We start from the raw sequence: 20,355 nt of genomic DNA, 5'->3' as shown, positions 1-20,355 counted from the left end.
ACTCATGCCAGGATTGTCATGCGGTTTTTCACGGCGGTGACGGCTTCACCGAGTCTTGCAAGCGGTTCAAATTATAACTTTTTCCCTGGAATTGCAGTGACTGGTCGGCAGCAAAGGTCCCTCGATACGGAAGAACACGTGGTGCGCAGTATTTCAGCCTGCCTGAAACAAGAGGGTGTCTTTTTGACGGACAATCAAGCACGACTTTGCGCTCGACATATTCTGCTCATGCAATCCTGGAATCAGCGTGTGAATCTCACGCGCATCACCGGGTTGCGAGAGATACTGATAAAGCATTTGCTCGACTCATTGCTCCCAAGCCGCTGGCTGCCGCGTCGGGGAAGCGCCCTGGACGTAGGAACGGGAGCCGGTTTTCCCGGTGTACCCATCAACATCGTCCATCCCGGCCTGACCATGACACTGCTCGAGACAAAACGCAAAAAAGTAAGCTTTCTCAAAGTCTTACTCACTAAGCTGCAAGTACCGAATCTGCGCGTCATTCAGGGAAAATGGGAAGGTTTGATCGAATCGCAAACACGGACCACATCCGCTCGCTATGATCTGATCACCCTACGGGCGCTGCGTTTGAACCCGGATCAATTGGCGCTATTGGCCGGCAGCCTGCTGAACAATGCGGGAGCCGTGGCGTGGTGGGTGGGTCCCAAGGCTGATGAGAGCATCGCCCGATACTATAATCCTCACCTGAAACAATTTGGAATAGAATTTGAGGGCTGTTTCCCTTATGCTTTGCCCTCGCTGCCCAACGCTCGTAATGTCTGTATCTGGAGGAAACTCAGTTGATCCGTTGACCATGAAGCTGGAACGTATTCTAGTCAAAACGTGCGATCATTTCAAAGGGGCTCAGGAACCAGCTTGCTTCAGCTGGCGCGGTGATCAATACACTATTGCGGAAATACTCGACCGCTGGTACGAAGGCTATATGGACGCTACACGCATGCCTCTGCGCTACTATAAAGTCAAAACTGTGGAGGGTGACATTTTTGTGCTCCGCTATCACGAACTCTTTGACGCTTGGTGTCTGCTGGTTCCAGTAGAAGAAAAACCCGAGGCATAGGCCGCATCGTGCTCGCATTTGCTGCAATTTGCCGGTTCGAGCCATGCATTTGGCTGGGGAGGATGACAACTTGGTCCGCATCGCGGTAATTGACGGTCAAGGCGGCGGCATCGGCAACTTCATCATTAAGAAGATTAAGGAATCTTATGGCGAACAGGCGGAAGTCTGGGCACTCGGCACCAACGCCATAGCGACCTCACAAATGATGAAAGCGAAGGCCAACCGTGGTGCAACCGGTGAAAATGCAATTTGCCATTGTGTGAAACAGGTCGATGTGATTGTCGGCTCGATTTCCATCCTGATTTCCAATGCCATGATGGGTGAAGTGACCTCCGCGATGGTTGCAGCTATTGGTGAAGCCAGGGCGATCAAACTGCTCCTGCCCCTGACCCAGGAACCGATTCTGGTGGTTGGAGGAAACCGAGAACCCCTGCCGCACCTGGTGGACCTACTCGTCAATGAACACCTCAGCTCCTATATAATCACGCCGGGCGACAACTCATGAATAGCTCCAGGCAGACGTTGGCCACGCCTCACTTGGTCCTCGGGGGAGCGAGGAGCGGCAAGAGTGTTTTTGCTGAGAAGACTTTGCTGAATTTTCCTCCGCCTTATGTCTACCTGGCTACGGCCCAGGTCCGCGATGAAGAGATGCGTCGGCGCGTGCAGGAACATCGCAGGCGAAGAGAAGGTTTTTGGGAGACACTGGAAAGTCCATATCGTCTGGTGGAAAACCTGCTGGAGCTTCGTAGCGGGGCGCGACCAGTTTTGGTGGACTGTCTTACACTGTGGTTGAGCAACCTCCTCTTGCAGCCAGAAGGCGACCCCCGGCAAGCCGTTGACCGATTGGTGGACACTCTGAAAATTGTGGATTACCCGTTGGTGCTGGTTTCCAACGAGGTGGGCACAGGCATCGTCCCGGACAATCCTCTGGCGAGGCAATTTCGCGATCTTGCGGGCTTGACAAATCAATCGGTGGCATCCGTTTGTCGCTCTGTCACTCTGGTCGTTGCCGGAATACCGCTTCAACTCAAACAGGAGCCTTTACCCGAGAATTCATCGATAGAAAAACAGAAATCGCAACGAGGTTATGGGGGTTAGTAAAAATTGTACACACCATTAAAGAATGCCGTCAGGCGGTTCACCCTGGCAACGAGTTTTCTAACCATCTTTCCCGTACCCAAGACTATCACGCAAACAGTTAGTTCCGACGATTTTGCTGGAAGCTTTTCGTTTTTTCCTGCAGTGGGTCTGCTATTAGGTATCTGCAGCCTTTGCAGCGCGCTGCTGATCCATGCATGGATGCCGGCACTACTCGCCTCCGTCGCCTTGACCGCTCTTTTAATACTCTTGACACGCGGCCTCCATTTTGACGGCCTGGCCGATCTGGCGGACGGAATAGGCGGCGGGTATACCAGTGAACGGCGGTTGGCAATCATGAAGGACAGCAGCATTGGTACTTTCGGTTCGCTGGCCTTGACGCTTGCAGTTCTGTGCAAGGTGGCAAGCATCCAGGTCTTGTTAAAGGAGGCTTGTTGGGCCTCCTTTCTACTGGTACCGGTGTTCAGTCGCCTGACAATGGTTTTTGCCGCTTACAAGAGCATCTACGCCAGGCCGGACGGAGGACTGGGAAAGCCTTTTTTGGAGCATATGACCGTCAGGCAGCCTCTGGCCGCCGCGATCTCTGGCGGCATCATTGCGCTTATGATTGCTCCTCAAATGATTTTGTTATACTTTCTGACGATGCTTCTCTGTGCGGCTTTGTTTCGTTGGATCGGTCGCCGATGGCTCGGGGGAATGACAGGGGACGTACTGGGGGCTGCCAACGAAGTGACTGAAATCGTGCTGCTTTCGATCTCAGCATGTAGTGTCAGCCAACTGTAGAATCACTGAGGTAACCAGCCGGACAGACATGCAGGAATACCAATCCACCTATGGGCAGATTCTTGGGTTGCTCAAGGCCAAACAGGGACAGCCGGTGTCAGGACCTGAACTGGCTTCCCAACTCGGGATAAGCCGAACAGCCGTGTGGAAACACATACAGAAACTGAGTGCCCAGGGTTACTCCATACAGACCCACCCCAAAGATGGCTATCAGCTCACGGATGTTCCAGATCTGTTAATTCCCGAGGAGATAGTTCCCGCCTTGAGGACCTCAGCATTTGGAAGGACTTATCATCACTTTCAGCAGCTGGGTTCGACCAATGACCAAGCAATCATGTTGGCCCTGCAGGGCGCTCCGCACGGTTCGGTAATAGTGGCGGAGGAACAAACCGAGGGCAGAGGGCGATTTCGCAGGCAGTGGCTTTCTGCTAAGCACGCGGGCATATACATGTCGATCGTGCTGCGAGAATGCTTGCCGTTGAATGATATTCATCAATCCACTCTGGTCACTTCGCTGTCGCTTGCAAGAATCTTTCGAGACCATTATGGCTTGAGTTCATCTATCAAGTGGCCCAATGACATCTTGATACAACATCGCAAAGTCTGCGGTATTCTTGCTGAAATGCAATCAGATAACGACGCCGTGCGGTTCCTTGTGATGGGGATCGGCATCAACGCTAATCACCAATTTGACCAACTGGAGGGCCCCTTCCGCTATCCGGCGACTTCGCTCGCAGCGGAGCTGGGCAGTAAGATCAAACGGCAAGATTTATTGCTCGCCTTGTTGCACCAGTTGGAAGCGGATTATGAACGTCTTCTGCGGCAGGGGTTCGACTCTTTTTTAGCTGAATTCGAACTATTTTCCAACCTGCTTGGGGCAACTGTCACAATTCGTTGCGGAACAATGGACTATACGGGCAAGGTATTGGGGTTTACACCTCAAGGAGCGCTCAGATTATTACTGCACGGGGGCTGGGAAGAAAAAGTCATCTGGGTAGGGGATGTTACCCAGGTGGTGAGAAATTTGTAAACTGAGAAATGTGCGTTGCACACATACGAGCGCAACCGCTTACATCCCCCGTGCCCTCTCCATTGCCTCCTGCTTGCGTTTGCATTCGATGCATAGAGTCGTTACCGGTCTGGCCTTGAGTCGTTCGAGGTTGATATCGTCACCGCAGGATTCGCACTGGCCAAAGGTTCCGTCTTCAATGCGCTGCAGTGCTTCACGAATTTTCATAATCAGCTTGCGCTCGCGGTCTCTGATGCGCAACATGAAGTTGCGATCCGATTCCAACGTGGCGCGGTCAGTGGGGTCGGGAAAAGTGTCCTCGGTATCAGTCATTCCCGCCACCGTCCTTTCAGCCTCTTCATACAACTCATCCAGGCGCTTTAACAGGATCTCTTTGAAATAGGCGGTTGTCTCTTTGTCCATACTCTGCTCTCCTCAAGGAAGTTTGACGAGGTCTCTCGCTAGCACACTCCCCACAAAGTGTAAAGCAAAATCCCTCATAGATCGTCAAGGGTCCCGCTGGTATGTGCCGCTTCTGCCGCCGCTTTTAAAAGTCAGCCGGGCCTCTGAAATTGTGATGTCGCGATCTATCGCCTTGCACATGTCATAGATGGTCAATGCGGCGTGGGTCACCGCAACCATCGCCTCCATTTCAACACCGGTACGGTCGGTGGTCTTCACCAGGGACCGTATATGAATTTGCCGATTGTCCAAATCGGGAACAAAGTCAACTTCAATCGCTGACAAACGCAGAGGATGACAGAGAGGGATAAGCTCCCAAGTCCTTTTTGCCGCCATAATGCCGGCCAGGCGAGCAGCCTCGTAGACGTTGCCCTTGGCTATAGCGTGTTCCTCGATCCGCTCCAGAGTTCCTTTGGAAAGCTTGACCCAGGCTTCCGCCCTGGCCTCCCGAGTTGAAACCTGTTTTTCACTCACATCCACCATTTGCAGTCGACCTTTCGAGTCAATGTGGCTGAGCTGTACGTCGCTGTTGGTCACTTGATTTCCTCTTGAAGACGGATTTCCTAAGGGTTTATTGGTCGCAAGTTTTGACAAGTCTTCAGGGGGTTGCCCCGTCTGTAGCGTGCAAGAGAATTACCAGGTCGCCTGGGCGACTTGCCGGGCTTGGCTGATCCCCGACTCCGGAGATTCTCAAGCGGCTTCCAGGGGCGGAGCCGGCCGGTATCCATACATGCAAGGAGCACCTCTCTTCAAATTCGCCATCACCCTGACACTTCTCGCAGGAAAGTACCGGACTTTTCCGCCCGTTTCCCATACACTCGCCACAGAACACCAATCTGGCATAATCAATGCGTTCATAGGTGCCCTCACGCAAGACGTTGCTGGGAACCTGCAGGTCAAAGCGAAGATCATTGACAATGCGTTGGCGCAAACCGTACTCAATTCCAAAAGCTTCCTTCAACACTTCTTCCAGGGGAGCGGCATAGCCTTGGGAAGCGGCATGATTCTTTTTCCCCCTCCCATTACTGCGCTGAGTATAGCCGTTCAGTCCATCATATCTATGCCGTTTTACCGGATCTATCAGTGTTTCATAGGCCTCCAAGGCAGCCCTGAAGTGATCGCCCGCACAAGGATCGTCAGGATTCCGGTCTGGATGGCATCGCAAGGCCAACAACCTGAATGCTCTTCTGATTTCCTCTTGACTTGCGCGGGAAGATACCCCTAAAATTTGATAATAACAAGTCATCAGCAGCGACTAACCAAAATCATTAAAGTGCAGGTTCATGCTTGCAGTAAATTCTCTGCATTATTAACATCTCCTCGCAGCTTTGCGGGCATATTCACAGGCGGCACCGGCATTGCTGCATGTAATCATCGAAGGGTGTTATTTTAAGAAGATTTTCACCGCAAAACAAGATCAAACCAGTTCAATTGCCTTTTGTTGGAGCGTGGCCAAACAACAAAGAGCCTTTGCATGATTGCCAAAACCTACACCTCCAGTCTATTGGGGATTGACGCCATTCTTGTCGAAGTCGAGGTCGACCTTTCGCCGGGACTGCCGACTTTTGCAACAGTAGGATTACCCGACAGCATAGTGCGCGAAAGCAAGGACAGAGTCAAAACCGCCCTGCAGAACAGCGGCTATCCGTTCCCATCGCAGCGGATAACGGTCAATCTGGCTCCGGCCCATCTGAAGAAAGAAGGCGCGGGATTTGATCTGCCCATCGCAGTGGGAATTTTGGCGGCCATGGGAATAGTGCATGAAGAGCGAACCCGCCAGGTGGTGCTGGTAGGCGAACTTTCCCTCGACGGACGGGTAAAGCCCGTTGCCGGGAGCCTCTCGATGGCCATCCAGGCCTACAGGAACGGTTATAAAAGCATGATCCTGCCGGCTCACAATGCTCCGGAAGCGGCCGCAACAGGTGGTCTGGCCGTTTATCCCGTGAATCATCTGGCCCAGGTGGTCGAGCATCTCAATGAAACAGCTTTGTTGAAGCCTGTGGAACTGGACTGGGAAGCTGTTCTTCATCCCCAGCAGGGCGACGGGATCGATTTTAACGAAGTGAAGGGTCAGGAACATGCCAAGCGAGGCTTGGAAGTCGCTGCGGCCGGCGGGCACAATGTGCTCATGATAGGTCCTCCCGGTGCGGGGAAGACCATGCTCGCGCAGCGTCTTCCTTCAATCTTGCCGCGATTGAGCTTCGAAGAGGCTTTGGAGACGTCAAGAATCTTCAGCGTAGCCGGACTCCTTAAGGCCAGTCCACTGATACTGCAACGCCCCTTTCGTGCGCCTCACCACACCATATCTGACGCCGGACTGATCGGCGGCGGCCAGATTCCGCGACCGGGAGAGGTCAGTCTGGCGCACAACGGCGTCTTGTTTTTGGATGAATTTCCTGAATTTCGACGCAACGTTTTAGATTTGCTGCGACAGCCTCTGGAAGACGGCTACGTCACCATTGCCCGGGCAAGCATGTCACTCACTTATCCCGCCCGCTTCATGCTGGTTGCCGCGATGAATCCCTGCCCGTGCGGCTTCAGCGGTGATCCATCGAGACCCTGCATCTGCTCTGCCAACCAGGTCATCAAGTATCGAAGTCGTATTTCCGGCCCCATCCTGGATCGCATCGATCTTCACATCGAAGCCCCCGCCGTACGCTATGAAGACCTTCAGTCGACTCACCCTGCAGAACCATCGGCTGAAATCCGCAGGCGCGTTATCCAGGCCCGTCAAATCCAATTGGAGCGGTACGCCAAAAGTGCATCCATTTATTCAAACGCCCTGATGAAGCCAAAACTCATCAAACAACACTGTCAGCTTGGCAGCTCCGGGGAAGCAATTCTCAAGGAAGCCGTCCACCGGTTGGGATTGAGCGCACGCGCCTACCATCGCATCCTCAAAGTCGCAAGAACCATCGCGGATCTGGATGGCGAGCAGAGCATTTTCACCCATCATTTATTGGAAGCAATACAGTACCGATCATTGGACAGAAGACTGTTTTGAGCCGATTGAGCAGCATTGCTCCAACCTCAAGCAACCCCTGTGTGCCTCACCCGAAAATCGGCATCGGCGTTCTCACACCCCCCTGCGTTTGGCTCTTGACACTAATATCCAATTGGACTATCGTGCTTACATTCACAAGATTTGATGACTTGATGGTTTTTGGGTTGATACTGGAGACGTGCGAGCCCAAGAGTAGCTGGCCTTGCTGGTTATTGGTTTGCCCGTGGTACGTCACTGATAAAGTGTTTTTTCTAGCTACGCATAGATTGAGGGCATCCCCCTAAATGGACCTTGAGAACTTTTTAACACAACACCAGTCGGCAATCCTCAAAAGATGGTTCAATTTTATTATAGACACTTATCCCCCCGAAACGGCAAAGCTCTTCAAGCGGGAAAAAGATCCCTTCGCCAATCCGGTAGGCAGCACGATCTTTCAGGGTATGCAGGGTCTTTACCAGGAACTGGTCAGGGAGATCGACCCGGAGACGGCTTCACCGTTCTTGGACAAAATCATCAGAATCCGCGCCATTCAGGATTTTTCGCCATCCCGAGCGATCGCTTTCGTGTTTGTTTTGAAAGATTTGGTAAGGGAGCAGTCGCGCGCTGCAGATGATCCCGAAGAAACGTTGTCCCAGGACGATCTTACCTCCTTTGACGGACGCATCGACCGGTTGGCGATGCTTGCCTTCGACATCTACGTTCAGTGCCGCGAAAAGCTCTACGAGCTCAGAGTCAACGAGGTGAAAAACCGGACACACAGGCTTTTGCAAAGGGCAAACCTCCTCGCTGAGATCCCCGATCAAGAGCCGTCACTTTAAAGGTTAAGGTCTATATAAACCTAAACTTCTTGAAACGAGGGATTAGTAAATGGGCATCAAGTTTTCTTTACTCGCAGTCCTTGCACTCGTTCTGGTAGCTTTTTTAGGAGTGGAGGCCATTGGCATGAACTATTTGTTTGGTGTGCTGGTGCCATATCTAGCCTTCTTCCTCTTTCTAACCGGATTCATCTACCGCATTTTGAAATGGGCACGTGCACCCGTACCATTTCGAATACCAACCACCTCAGGCCAGCAGAAGTCCTTTTCATGGGTCAAACAAAACAAGTTGGACAACCCCTCTACCAAGCTTGCCACCGTTGGTCGAATGGCACTTGAAGTTCTATTGTTCCGGTCGCTCTTCAAGAACACCAAGATGGAATTCAGGCAAGGGCCAAAGATCTCTTATCAGTGGGAAAAGTGGCTTTGGCTGGCCGGCCTGGCGTTCCATTATTCGTTTTTCATCATCGTCGTGCGCCATCTGAGATTCTTCATGGAGCCGGTTCCCGGTTTCGTGCACCTCACAGAGTCCCTCGACGGTTTTTTGCAGCTCGGTCTCCCGGGACTCTACATCACCGACTTACTGTTTCTTGCTGCAGTGACCTACCTGTTTATCCGCCGTGTAGTCATTCCGCAGATGCGCTACATTTCCCTTCCGGCCGATTATTTTCCTCTTTTCCTGTTGTTCGGCCTTGGCGTTACGGGCGTTTTGATGCGCTACTTCACCAAGGTGGATATTGTTAAGGTCAAGGAATTGGCCATGGGACTGGCCACACTTCATCCGACCGTGCCGGAGGGCATCGGGGTGCTGTTTTTCATTCACCTGTTTCTTGTCAGTACTCTGATGGCCTATTTCCCATTCAGCAAGCTGATGCATCTGGGCGGAGTGTTCCTCAGTCCGACCAGGAACTTACCCAACGACAGCCGCATACGCAGGCACATCAATCCTTGGAATTACCCTGTGAAGGTCCATACGTATGAAGAGTATGAAGACGATTTCAGGGAGAAAATGATAGAAGCCGGACTACCAGTGGAGAAGGAGTAAACATGGCTAGTGTTCCCAAAGCAAACGAGCTCATAGCAGGCACGGATCATAAGCCGCCCAAAACCGGGTGGATGGATACCCCTGTTGAATTCAGACCCGGTACGTGGTGCTATTCTGGCAAGAGCAAGAACCTCGAGGTGGTTGGATTGCCTAACCCCAGAGAGTGGTCGCCGATTGACGACGACTGGAAACTTCCCGAGAACTGGAAAGAGATCATTTTCGAGGGTCTCCGGGAACGCATCCACAAGTATCGATCGTTCCAACTTTTCATGGACATCTGTGTACGCTGCGGCGCATGCGCCGACAAATGCCATTTCTTTATCGGCTCTGGCGATCCCAAGAATATGCCGGTGCTCCGTGCCGAGCTATTGCGATCGGTCTACCGGAAAGACTTTACCCTGGCCGGTAAAATTTTAGGCAAAATGGCCGGTGCCAGAGAGCTGACCGAAGATGTGGTCAAGGAATGGTTTTTTTACTTCTTCCAATGCACTGAATGCCGCCGCTGTTCGGTCTTTTGTCCGTACGGCATTGATACTGCTGAAATAACAATTATAGGCCGAGAGCTGCTCAATTTGCTTGGTCTCAACATTGACTGGATCACCGCTCCTGTCGCCAACTGCTACATGACGGGCAACCATCTGGGCATTCAGCCCCATGCCTTTAAGGACATGATCGAATTTTTTGTCGAGGAAATTGAAGAGGTGACGGGTGTCAAAATCGAACCCACCTTCAACCGAAAAGGGGCAGAGATCCTTTTCATTACGCCATCCGGAGACGTTTTTGCCGATCCCGGGACCTATACCCTCATGGGCTATCTCATGTTGTTCCATGAGATTGGCCTGGACTACACCTGGAGCACATACGCATCCGAAGGGGGCAATTTCGGATTGTTCACCTCCCACGAAATGATGAAGCGGCTGAATTCCAAGATGTACGCCGAAGCCAAACGGCTTGGCGTCAAGTGGATACTGGGTGGCGAGTGTGGGCACATGTGGCGGGTGATCAACCAGTACATGGATACCATGAACGGCCCGGCCGATTTCCTGGAAGAGCCTGTATCACCGATCACCGGAACCAAGTTCGAAAACGCCAAATCCACCAAGATGGTTCATTTGGTTGAATTCACGGCGGATCTAATAAAGCATGGTAAGCTGAAGCTCGATAAGAGCCGCAACGATCACCTCAAAGTCACTTTCCACGATTCCTGCAACCCGGCAAGGGCCATGGGGTTCTTTGAAGAGCCCCGCTATGTACTCAACAACGTCTGCAACCATTTCTACGATATGCCTCCCAACACCATCAGGGAACAGACCTTCTGCTGTGGAAGCGGCTCCGGCTTGAACACCGACGAGTACATGGAGATGCGCATGCGCGGGGGGCTTCCACGCGCCAATGCCGTCAAGCACGTGCATGAGCAACATGGAGTCAACATGCTCTCGTGCATTTGTGCAATCGACCGTGCGGTACTTCCTCCCTTGATGAACTATTGGGTTCCCGGGGTTGATGTGACCGGCGTTCACGAACTGGTCGGCAACGCTCTGGTTATGGAAGGAGAGCATGAGAGAACGACGGACCTCCGGGGTGAACCCTTAGAAGGAATGGAGGATAGTGATAATGAAGATCTATGATGCACGTTATGTTCTCATTGGATTGGCGATTTTTGTGGGCCTGTTCACCATACCCTTCTGGTACAACATGGGCAGAGCGGTTCCACCGCCAGATCCCAAACTGGATACGCCGGTAATTCAACAAATGGCGGTCAAACAGTGTGTTCTGCCCCTTGCTGAAATTCGCACCGGACACATGCAACTCCTCAATGACTGGAGGACCTGGGTTGTTCGCGACGGCCTGAGAACTTATGTCGCCGCCGACGGCAAGACCTATAACATGAGCCTGCAGAACACTTGCATGGATTGCCACTCCAACAAAACCCAGTTCTGTGATCAATGTCACATCTACGCAGGGCTTGAGGCCGGTACCGTGCCCTACTGCTGGACTTGTCATATTGCCCCAAAGGAGAATCAGTGATGGAAACAAGCAGAAGAAACTTTTTGAAGATCAGCGGAGTCTGTGCTTTGGGGCTTACTGCACTCCCGGTCGCAGACGTTTTTGGTGAGTCCGATCTGCCCAAAGCCATCAAGAACCCACAGGCCCTCACGGGGCAGCATTGGGCGATGGTGGTCGACATGAAAAAATGCTGGGAAAAGGGCAAAGAGGGCTGCAAGGACTGCATCCTGGCATGCCACGCCGTCCATAACGTTCCAGACATTGGCAGCATTAAAGAAGAGATCAAGTGGATTTGGACCAATCACTACGAGAACGTATTTCCCGGCCAGGAAAACGAGTACAACGTCAAGAACTTGGAGGGACGTCCCTTCATTGCTCTCTGCAATCATTGTACGAATCCTCCCTGTGTGCGAGTCTGCCCTACTCAGGCTACCTTCAAGCGGCCCGAGGACGGCATTGTCATGATGGACTTTCACCGCTGCATTGGCTGCCGCTACTGTATGGCCGGCTGCCCGTACGGAGCGAGAAGCTTCAATTGGCGCGATCCACGCCCCTTCATTAAGACCGAGTTGAACATGCGATTCCCAACTCGCGAGCGCGGTGTGGTGGAAAAATGCAACTTCTGCGCGGAAAGACTGGCAGAAGGTTTGCTGCCGGCTTGCGTCGAAGCGTGCAAGGTTGGAGCTCTTTCCTTCGGGGATCTAGCCGACCCCAATTCGGTCGTTCGCAAACTGCTCGCATCCCATTTCACGATGCGGCGCAAGCCGGAACTTGGCACACAACCCAATGTTTACTACATAGTATGAGGGGTGTAATATGCTTGAGAGAGCACTGACAGGAGATAAAAGATATTATCGATGGCTGATGTTCTTGCTTGTCCTGATGGGTTTGGGATTTGCTTCCTATCTTTATCAGTTCAACAAAGGTTTGACCATCACCGGCCTGAGCAGAGACGTGTCGTGGGGATTCTATATTGCGCAGTTCACTTTCCTTGTCGGCGTCGCCGCTTCAGCCGTCATGGTCGTCCTGCCATACTATCTGCACAACGTTAAAGTATTCGGAAAAATAACCATTCTAGGCGAGTTTCTGGCCATTGCTTCGGTGACCATGTGCCTGTTGTTCATTATCGTCGACCTGGGCAAGCCCATGCGTTTGCTCAATGTTTTGCTCTACCCGACGCCCAATTCCATCCTGTTTTGGGACATGGTCGTTCTGAACGGTTATCTGTTCTTGAACCTTTTGATCGGCTGGAACGTGTTGGAGGCCGAACGCAAAGGGGTTCATTATCCCAACTGGGTGAAGCCCCTGATCTATATCTCCATACCCTGGGCTGTGAGTATCCATACGGTCACGGCATTCTTGTACGCCGGTCTGCCGGGCAGGCACTACTGGCTGACCGCTATCATGGCCGCCCGCTTCTTGGCCTCCGCGTTCGCTTCCGGTCCTGCGCTGCTGATCTTGCTGGCCTTCCTGGTGAAAAAGTACACCAAGTTCGATCCGGGCAAAGAAGCCATAGACAAATTGTCGCAAATCATTACCTACGCCATGATCATCAGCTTGTTCTTTGTCGGCCTGGAAGTGTTCACGGCCTTCTACAGCAACATTCCATCCCATATGGAAGCCATCGAATACCTCTTCTTTGGTATCCATGGGCATGGCCGGCTTGTACCCTTCATGTGGCTGTTCCTCATACTGGCAATTGTAGCTTTGGTGCTATTGATCAATCCCAACACACGCAAACAGGAGAAGACCCTTAAAATTGCCTGCCTGGCTACATTCTTTTCCATGTGGTTGGAAAAGGGCCTCGGCCTGGTCATCGCCGGATTCATCCCGAACCCCTTTAATGAAGTGCGCGAATATGCGCCGACCATTCCCGAATTGATGATCGCTATCGGTGTATGGGCTACGGGGTTCTTTGTTCTCACAATCCTGTACAAGATCGCTACTTCGGTTAAGGAAGAAACGGCCCCATCCATTTGAAGGGCGCCACAGGATTGACATGTTGATCACGAGGGCTCATTTCCTGCGAACTGAGCCCTCTTTGTTTGTGCCGGCAAAATCGGTCTCCAATGAAGGTACTACTCGTCTATCCTTATTGCCTCGAGGAACGCTACTACGAGGAAAATATCGCCGCCCTCCCCATAGGCCTCTATTACCTTGCAGCTCTACTCAAAACGCATGGCTGCGAGGTTGACATTGTTAATCTTTATGACATGCGCAATGACCCGGCCAGGGTAGAGGAACTGCTCCGCAGTCATCAGCCCGATGTCATCGGCTTCTCTGTTTTCAACGCCAATCGATGGGGCGCCATCGACATCGCTGCCCTGGCCAAACGGCTCAATCCCGAGGTGCAGGTGGTCTTTGGCGGCGTTTCAGCAACTTACCTTTGGAACCACTTCCTCACACACTTCCCCCAAGTGGATTTTGTCGTTCTGGGCGAAGGCGAAAACAGCTTTGTGGAACTGCTGCACTGCCTGGAGCGTGGTGATTTCGTCAAACTGAAGACTGTTGAGGGTATCGCCTTCAGAGAAGAGGGACGGATTGTCACAACGGGATTGCCAAGACTTATAAATGACCTCGATCAACTCCCCAACCCGGCCGGACACTTTTCCTACCAGTACGTGGCTTTGACCCGCGGTTGTCCCGCCAACTGCAGTTTTTGTGGCTCACCAAAATTTTGGAAAAGGCGAGTGAGGTGGCATTCGCCTGATTATTTTGTAGAGCAACTGGAACTGCTGTACCGAAAAGGGGTCAACTTTTTCTATTTTTCAGATGATACCCTTACTCTCAAGAAAAGTGCCGTTATTGAGACCTGCCAAAAAATACTGGCCAAGGGGCTCAATATCCGCTGGTATGCAATTTCGCGCGTCGATCAGGTCGATGAGGAGATTTTATACTGGATGCGCCGCGCCGGCTGTATCCAGATCAGCTACGGGGTAGAAAGCGGCTCAGACACAATCAGAAAACACCTCAATAAAAACATCAGCGCCGAACAGATCAAACGAGCGTTTCACCTGACCACCAGTTTTGGAATACTGGCGCGCGCCTACTTCATTTATGGATGTCCTGGAGAAACCTCGCAAACCATTCAGGAATCCATTGATCTCATCAATGAAATCAAGCCGTTCAGCGTGATATTTTATGTTCTGCGCCTGTTTCCCGGTACGGCGCTCTACTCTGATCTTAAGGCGCGCACCGGGCTGACGGATGATGTGTGGTTGCAGCGCATTGAAGACATATTGTACTACCAGCATGATCCCAATTTATCCGCACAGCAGGTTACTCATTTTGGAGAACTGCTGCGCACCAGCTATTACAAAGCACTTCCTTCCTTTGTCGATGAACTCGAGCTACGCGACGACCTTAAGGAACTTTATCCCCTGCATGCCGACTTCTGCTCCCGCCTTGGCATGACCTTCAGCCATGGCGACTATGCTCAAATTGAATCGATTCCCGATAAAGATTCCGTTGCCGCCAAGCTCTTTGAAAAAGCCCTGCGCTACTATCCCGACCATCGGGCATATCTCGGGCTCGGTATTCTCCAACAGAAGCACAGGCAGTATCAGGAATCCATTGCTCTGCTGACTGAAGGCACACGCTGTTTTCCTGAGAGTGAAATGCTGCACCTTTGCCTGGGCATCAGCTATATGAATATTGCGAGGTATGACGGCGCTATCGCCGTTTTCTCCAAATTCCCCGATTCCCGCGAATCCATCACTCATATCGCACATTGCTACAGGGCGCTGGGAGACACAACAAACGAATCTCTCTTTCGCGCCAAGCTGCAGCGCTTATCCCCAACACAGGCATAGCACCTCCCTCACGCCCACCAATCCAGCCCGTTCGCCACTGCAGTCCACAAAACTGTAATGTGCTACCTCTGGGCTCGCCCCGGATTAATCGTGAGAACGGGCACCGGGGAGTTCTTCACGACGCGCTCGGCGACACTGCCAAAAGGGAAATTGCTCTTCATCCCATGGGTTGCCATGACTACCAGATCCGGACGTATTTCATCGATCGTCTTCAGTATTTCCTTGGCCGGATCGCCGCGCGTAATGTGTATCTCATAGCGTGGACACCCGGTTAGCTTTTCTTTGCAGAGCTGCTCGAGCCGCTCCTGCGAAACCTTCACCGCAAAGTCATTAAGCTCCTCGATGTGCTTGCTGTCCGGACCACTTCCCCAGTAATGTTCATATTGGGTCAAATCCTCAGCCACATGAATCAAATGAATCTCCGCACTGAATTGTTGTGACAGTCCCTGAACATAAGATTCGGCTACCGCCGCGGCGGCGGAAAAATCTGTCGGCCACAAAATCTTTTTTACCACCATGACTTTAAACCTCCCTGTCCCTTTTCCGATTATGATTCACAGTGAAATTATCCTCATACCGGCTTCATTTCATTGCGTCCCAAATGCCGGTACTGCATAATCTCATCGACACTTTCAAGGTTGTGCTCATAAAAATAAGCTCTCAGGTTGTCTCATGCAATTTTGCCGGTCCCGTAAGACCGTCTTGATGAACAAGCTTGGCTGCTCAATCCTAACGAGTCTGGAGAATCGCTAATCCATGCTGATCAATGATGACAGTGCAATCATCCGCGCCGAAGGCCTAACTCGTGTATACTCAATGGGTGCCACTGAAGTGACCGGCATTAGAGATGTCAGCCTCCGCATCGGCAGAGGCGAATTTGTTGTGCTGAAGGGTAACAGTGGTTCAGGAAAGAGTACTTTGCTGGCTCTGCTCGCAGGCTTGGATCAACCCACCCGGGGTCGTCTTGTTGTCGCCCAACATGATCTGCAGGATGCCTCACAGGCAGAGCTCGTCCGGTATCGGAGGGAGATAGTGGGGATCATTTTCCAGTCTTTTAACCTGCTTCCCACCCTGACTGTGTTGGAAAACGTATGTCTTCCCGCGCTGCTCGCGGGCGATCCACTGGTCCAGGTCAAACCAAGGGCAAGGCAGCTGATCGATTGGCTGAATCTAAAATCCCGGGATAACCATCGACCCGCTCAACTGTCCGGCGGTGAAATGCAGCGCACCGCCATTGCCCGATCATTGATTAACGATCCCGAGATTATTTTGGCCGATGAACCCACCGGCAACCTGGACAGCCTCAACGGTCAGACAGTGATTGAATTGCTCTCAGAGCTCAATCGCAATTCGCGCAGGACCGTAATTGTCGCAACCCACAGTTCCCTTGCCGACCCTTATGCCACCTCTCACATCTGCCTCAAAGACGGGCTGATTACCGAATCCCTATGCGAAGTTTGACTCTTTTTTTAAGGCTCTGGACGTGGTTCAGTTATCGTCAGCTTTATGCCCATCGCTGGCGTGCTTTGGCGGTACTGCTGGGAATCGGCCTGGGGGCGGCCGTGTTCACCAGCGTCAGGCTGGCTGTCAATGCTTCGTTGCACTCATTCACACAGAGCATGGACACCATTTCCGGTCGGGCTGACTGGTCAGTGGTAAAGCCGGGAGGGCGGGTACCGGAAACCTTGATCTCCGATCTGTTGAAAAATCCAAGCGTCAAGACCGCGTCCCCATTACTGAAAACATATGTGCAGGCGGGGGAACAAGCTGCCAGAGAATTCCTGCTGATCGGACTTGACCCGATTCTCGACCGCGCGCTTCGCCCCTGGCAGATGGATGCAGATGCTCTGTCGGCCTCCACCTGGCTTGATTTGATAGGGCAGCCCGGAACCCTGCTGTTGACCCACAAGCTGATGGCGAGTCTTCGCCTGGAGAGCGGCGGCGACATCAAATTAAAGTACTTCGGCCGTTCCAGCAAATTTCGCATCCTGGGTGTGCTTAATTCCCAGGGTCTGGCACTGGCCGACGCCGGATATGTCGCAATCACTGACATTGCAAGCATGCAGGAGTTTACAGGACTGCATGGAGTTGTCGACCGAATTGATATCCTTCTCAAATCCACTGCAACCGTGAGAGACATCGAAAGGATCCGCGCTGCTCTCCCTGCCGGAGTCATTTTATCGCGACCATCGGAGGCAAGAGAAGCCGGTCGAATGATGATCGATGCCTACCGGCTCAATCTTTCGGTATTAAGCTTCGTCTCGCTGTTCGTAGGGATGTTTCTCGTGTACAGCCTGGTCTCCCTCAATGCAACCTCGCGCCGGCACGAACTGGCAATCCTGCGTTCCCTGGGGGCCTCCTCCAAGGAGTTGTTTTGGCTTTTCATTACCGAAGGGGCATTTCTGGGGATCGTTGGATGGCTCCTGGCCATACCTATCAGTTCATTTATGGTACACAAATTATTGCATAGTGTGAGCGCCACTATTACTCACCTATTCGTTCGGGTAAATGTGGATCGATTGAAACTCGATCCATGGGAAGTGCTGCTGTCCTTTTGTGTCACTCTCCTGATATCGGTTTTGGCCGCTTATCAGCCTGCTCGAGAAGCAGTGCGCGTTCCTCCCAAAGAAGCCTTTCTCATGCACGACCGGTCACTGCCTGGTCACAAGCCGTTAATTTTTCCGGCCTTTGTGGGCCTGTTCTTGATCACAATCGTTTTGCCGTTACCGAAGCTGGCTGGAGTTTCTCATGTTCCATTTTCCGGTTATGTAGCGACATTCTTCCTGTTCGCCGGCTTTTCGCTGCTATCCCCCTGGTTCCTCGCGTTTATGGGGACATTTTTACCCCCTCTGCTCAGGTATGTGGGGGGGCAACCCGCCTATCTCGGAAGTCGCTATATGAGGGATGCGGGCAGCCGAATAGCCATTTCGGTGGGGGCCCTCATCACTGCTATGGCCCTTTATGTTGCGCTGGTCATCATGGTGCACAGTTTTCGCAATACGGTAGAGACCTGGGTCAATCAGAGTATCAGGGGTGACGTGTTCCTGCAGACACAAACGGGAAGCGTCAATGAATATCGCGACCCTCTGCCCGGCAAGGTTGTCGAACAGCTCGAGAGCATGCAGGACCGCATCGACCTCTTGCCTTACAGGCGAGTATATCTCTATGAAGGAAACATCCGCTACTTGTTTGAAGCCATCGACTTCAGCATTTTTTCGAAGTACGGCAGGCTGCTTTTTCTGGAAGGTGATTCACCGGCAATAATGCAGCAACTGGCCAAGGGGGAAGGGGTGATCGTCTCCGAGGTGATGGCAAACCAGCTGAATTTAAAGATCGGTGAATATTTTCACGCCAAAGTAGGCGGTGCCGATTTCAACATGCCGATCCTGGGCATCTATAGGGATTATCGCACCCAGGGCGGAGTTCTTCATTATTCACTCAAACATTACCAGAAGCTCACCGGGGATCTCACGTGGACAGGAACGCGCGTCTTTTTGCGAAATGACCAGCCGCCCCCTCGCCCCTCCAGGGAGGCAATTATGCAGCAATTGTACCGCATTGTGAGACACACCCCGGGTGTTGTTGTCACCATTGGAAGTGACCTGCGGCGCGAGATTCTCAGAATATTCGATGAGACCTTTGCCATCACGACCGTCTTATTACTCATTGCACTATTCGTAGCGGCTCTTGGCATCACCACCACTTTGACGGTTCTGGTACTCGAACGTACCCGTGAGCTCAACACCCTACTCGCCATTGGAGCTTCATTCAGACAGATACGCGCAATGATATTTTGGGAAGCGGTGCTCATGGTTACCGCTGGGCAGATCCTCGGCGCGGGCTGTGGATTTATCCTTTCCCGCCTGCTCATTTATGTGATCAATCGGCAGTCTTTCGGCTGGACATTTCTTTATAGCGTGGATTGGGGTTCGCTCTCCGCCTCACTCCCTTTGATCTTCACTACCGCGCTGCTGGCTGCAATACCGGCAAGCCGCATGGCTTTCCGGCAATCCCCTGCATCTTTGCTGCGCGAGCGCTAACCCCTCGGATCCATAAGGATGATCCCATGGTGTGGATAACAAAACTTCTGCTGCTGCCCGTTATGTTCTTTTTGGGCGCCGCATTGCCCACCTCAGGCTATGCTGAAAAGCAATTCAAAAGCGTTACAGGTCCGTGCAATCTTCACTTTCCAAGAGATCATGGTCCACACCAGGATTTTCGCACGGAATGGTGGTACTACACAGGCCACCTGGAAAGCGAAGAGGGGCATGGATTCGGCTTTCAGCTGACTTTCTTCCGTAGTCGAGTGACTCCACCCGCCACGGTCAGGTATCCACCCGAATCGCCTTCGGCGTGGCGCACTGATCAGTTGTATCTGGCTCACGCCGCGCTCACAGACATCCCCGGACAAGACTTTTTCCATGCCGAGCAGATGGCGCGAGCGGCCCTCGGGATGGCGGGAGCGAGCCAGGAGGGTGACAGCACCAGCATTTTCCTGAAGCACTGGTACGCCAGGATTGAGCCCCACATACACAAGCTCGGTGCCGAAACCGACGATTTTTCCGTGCAGCTGACCCTGAAGCCCGCCAAGTCTCCTGTCCCCCACGGCAATTCTGGATACAGCTTGAAAGGCCGCAAAAAGGAAAGCGCCAGCTGCTATTACTCCATGACCCGCCTGCAGGCAACCGGCTCTGTTTTCCTCCAGAACGAGGAATACCCTGTAAAAGGGCTTGCGTGGATGGATCACGAGTTTAGCTCGGCACCCCTGGAAGCGGATCTTGTCGGGTGGGATTGGTTCAGTCTGCAATTTAACGATAACACGGAATTGATGATCTACTTATTGAGGCAAGACGACGGAGAATACAGCCCGGCTTCGAGCGGCACTTTTGTGGAGCCGGCCGGGCGGGTACAACATCTTTCGCGAGAAATGATTGATGTAGAGATCCTGGAGGTCTGGGAAAGCCCCCGTTCTGCTGCCATTTATCCAGCCCGATGGCGCATTCGCATCAAGCCCCTGGACTTGGAACTTATCGTCCGTCCCACTCTGGCAGACCAGGAAATGCTCACCCCCGAAAGCACCCGGGTCACCTATTGGGAGGGAAGCGTCTCGGCAAATGGCAGCATTGAGGGCAACGCACTGCACGGGGCGGGCTACGTTGAACTGACGGGCTATGCAAAGAAGTTCGACGCACCGATGTGAACACGGCAACAGTGAAAAAAGGCCACGTAACCTCTGTGAGGTTCG

General features: G+C 52.5%; 21 protein-coding genes. 17 read left to right on the top strand and 4 right to left on the bottom strand.

Annotation, left to right across the window (positions count from 1 at the left end):
- Window positions 1-18: 18 nt before the first annotated feature.
- From rsmG to K1V27_RS05390, 6 genes are all read left to right on the top strand, one after another.
- The gene (gene rsmG, locus K1V27_RS05415; RefSeq protein ID WP_258928544.1) at window positions 19-801 is read left to right on the top strand and encodes a 16S rRNA (guanine(527)-N(7))-methyltransferase RsmG; all 783 of its coding nucleotides are present in this window, start codon (window positions 19-21) and stop codon (window positions 799-801) included.
- Window positions 802-811: 10 nt separating this feature from the next.
- Window positions 812-1,075, top strand: a complete 264-nt coding sequence (locus K1V27_RS05410; protein WP_337833347.1) for a DUF6504 family protein — start codon at window positions 812-814, stop codon at window positions 1,073-1,075.
- 70 nt (window positions 1,076-1,145) lie between these two features.
- Window positions 1,146-1,580, top strand: a complete 435-nt coding sequence (locus K1V27_RS05405; RefSeq protein WP_258928542.1) for a DUF3842 family protein — start codon at window positions 1,146-1,148, stop codon at window positions 1,578-1,580.
- The gene (gene cobU / locus K1V27_RS05400) at window positions 1,577-2,173 is read left to right on the top strand and encodes a bifunctional adenosylcobinamide kinase/adenosylcobinamide-phosphate guanylyltransferase (protein ID WP_258928541.1); all 597 of its coding nucleotides are present in this window, start codon (window positions 1,577-1,579) and stop codon (window positions 2,171-2,173) included. Before K1V27_RS05405 ends, cobU begins: the two co-directional genes overlap by 4 nt.
- A gap of 6 nt (window positions 2,174-2,179) precedes the next feature.
- A complete protein-coding gene (gene cobS / locus K1V27_RS05395) occupies window positions 2,180-2,956 on the top strand; it encodes an adenosylcobinamide-GDP ribazoletransferase (protein ID WP_258928540.1) in 777 nt (258 codons plus the stop codon).
- Between the two features lie 28 nt (window positions 2,957-2,984).
- Complete coding sequence (locus K1V27_RS05390) at window positions 2,985-3,986, top strand: biotin--[acetyl-CoA-carboxylase] ligase (RefSeq protein WP_258928539.1); 1,002 nt, start codon at window positions 2,985-2,987, stop codon at window positions 3,984-3,986.
- Between the two features lie 39 nt (window positions 3,987-4,025).
- Here the strand turns inward: K1V27_RS05390 and dksA are convergent, their stop codons facing one another.
- From dksA to K1V27_RS05375, 3 genes are all read right to left on the bottom strand, one after another.
- Window positions 4,026-4,388, bottom strand: a complete 363-nt coding sequence (dksA, locus tag K1V27_RS05385) for an RNA polymerase-binding protein DksA (RefSeq protein ID WP_258928538.1) — start codon at window positions 4,386-4,388, stop codon at window positions 4,026-4,028.
- A gap of 84 nt (window positions 4,389-4,472) precedes the next feature.
- Complete coding sequence (moaC, locus tag K1V27_RS05380) at window positions 4,473-4,964, bottom strand: cyclic pyranopterin monophosphate synthase MoaC (RefSeq protein WP_258928537.1); 492 nt, start codon at window positions 4,962-4,964, stop codon at window positions 4,473-4,475.
- 61 nt (window positions 4,965-5,025) lie between these two features.
- Complete coding sequence (locus K1V27_RS05375) at window positions 5,026-5,673, bottom strand: DnaJ domain-containing protein (protein ID WP_258928536.1); 648 nt, start codon at window positions 5,671-5,673, stop codon at window positions 5,026-5,028.
- A 228-nt stretch (window positions 5,674-5,901) separates the two neighbouring features.
- Here K1V27_RS05375 and K1V27_RS05370 point away from each other — a divergent pair, with 228 nt between their 5' ends.
- The 8 genes from K1V27_RS05370 to K1V27_RS05335 all read left to right on the top strand — a co-directional run bounded on the left by K1V27_RS05370 (window position 5,902) and on the right by K1V27_RS05335 (window position 15,110).
- A complete protein-coding gene (locus K1V27_RS05370) occupies window positions 5,902-7,431 on the top strand; it encodes a YifB family Mg chelatase-like AAA ATPase (protein ID WP_258928535.1) in 1,530 nt (509 codons plus the stop codon).
- A gap of 284 nt (window positions 7,432-7,715) precedes the next feature.
- Window positions 7,716-8,249 (top strand): RsbRD N-terminal domain-containing protein, encoded by a 534-nt coding sequence (locus K1V27_RS05365; protein ID WP_258928534.1) that lies wholly within the window; start codon window positions 7,716-7,718, stop codon window positions 8,247-8,249.
- Window positions 8,250-8,298: 49 nt separating this feature from the next.
- Window positions 8,299-9,291 (top strand): sulfate reduction electron transfer complex DsrMKJOP subunit DsrM, encoded by a 993-nt coding sequence (gene dsrM, locus K1V27_RS05360; RefSeq protein WP_258928533.1) that lies wholly within the window; start codon window positions 8,299-8,301, stop codon window positions 9,289-9,291.
- Window positions 9,292-9,293: 2 nt separating this feature from the next.
- Entirely contained in the window at window positions 9,294-10,919 is a 1,626-nt protein-coding gene (gene dsrK, locus K1V27_RS05355; RefSeq protein ID WP_258928532.1) for a sulfate reduction electron transfer complex DsrMKJOP subunit DsrK, read from the top strand.
- Entirely contained in the window at window positions 10,906-11,319 is a 414-nt protein-coding gene (gene dsrJ / locus K1V27_RS05350) for a sulfate reduction electron transfer complex DsrMKJOP subunit DsrJ (RefSeq protein ID WP_258928531.1), read from the top strand. The genes dsrK and dsrJ overlap by 14 nt, the downstream gene beginning before the upstream one ends.
- A complete protein-coding gene (dsrO, locus tag K1V27_RS05345; RefSeq protein WP_258928530.1) occupies window positions 11,319-12,104 on the top strand; it encodes a sulfate reduction electron transfer complex DsrMKJOP subunit DsrO in 786 nt (261 codons plus the stop codon). The genes dsrJ and dsrO overlap by 1 nt, the downstream gene beginning before the upstream one ends.
- Before the next feature lie 10 nt (window positions 12,105-12,114).
- Window positions 12,115-13,278 carry a sulfate reduction electron transfer complex DsrMKJOP subunit DsrP gene (dsrP, locus tag K1V27_RS05340; protein WP_258928529.1) on the top strand — a complete coding sequence of 388 codons (1,164 nt, stop codon included), beginning with the start codon at window positions 12,115-12,117 and terminating at the stop codon, window positions 13,276-13,278.
- Window positions 13,279-13,367: 89 nt separating this feature from the next.
- Window positions 13,368-15,110, top strand: coding sequence for a B12-binding domain-containing radical SAM protein (locus K1V27_RS05335; RefSeq protein WP_258928528.1), 1,743 nt, complete (start codon window positions 13,368-13,370; stop codon window positions 15,108-15,110).
- Window positions 15,111-15,172: 62 nt separating this feature from the next.
- Here K1V27_RS05335 and K1V27_RS05330 read toward each other — a convergent pair whose 3' ends face one another.
- On the bottom strand, window positions 15,173-15,628 hold the full coding sequence (locus K1V27_RS05330) for a universal stress protein (protein ID WP_258928527.1): 456 nt from the start codon (window positions 15,626-15,628) through the stop codon (window positions 15,173-15,175).
- A 238-nt stretch (window positions 15,629-15,866) separates the two neighbouring features.
- Between K1V27_RS05330 and K1V27_RS05325 the strand changes: the two genes are divergently transcribed.
- From K1V27_RS05325 to K1V27_RS05315, 3 genes are read left to right on the top strand one after another with little or no spacing between them, the layout of a single operon-like run.
- Window positions 15,867-16,571 (top strand): ABC transporter ATP-binding protein, encoded by a 705-nt coding sequence (locus K1V27_RS05325; protein ID WP_258928526.1) that lies wholly within the window; start codon window positions 15,867-15,869, stop codon window positions 16,569-16,571.
- A complete protein-coding gene (locus K1V27_RS05320; protein ID WP_258928525.1) occupies window positions 16,559-19,150 on the top strand; it encodes an FtsX-like permease family protein in 2,592 nt (863 codons plus the stop codon). The genes K1V27_RS05325 and K1V27_RS05320 overlap by 13 nt, the downstream gene beginning before the upstream one ends.
- Before the next feature lie 26 nt (window positions 19,151-19,176).
- On the top strand, window positions 19,177-20,310 hold the full coding sequence (locus K1V27_RS05315) for a lipocalin-like domain-containing protein (protein ID WP_258928524.1): 1,134 nt from the start codon (window positions 19,177-19,179) through the stop codon (window positions 20,308-20,310).
- Window positions 20,311-20,355: the final 45 nt, after the last annotated feature.

It is taken from the genome of Desulfoferrobacter suflitae, assembly GCF_022603395.1.
Lineage (GTDB): Bacteria > Desulfobacterota > Syntrophobacteria > Syntrophobacterales > Syntrophobacteraceae > Desulfoferrobacter > Desulfoferrobacter suflitae.
The sequence above is the reverse complement of the archived record's forward strand: the minus strand, read 5'-3'. Positions and strand labels throughout refer to the sequence as shown.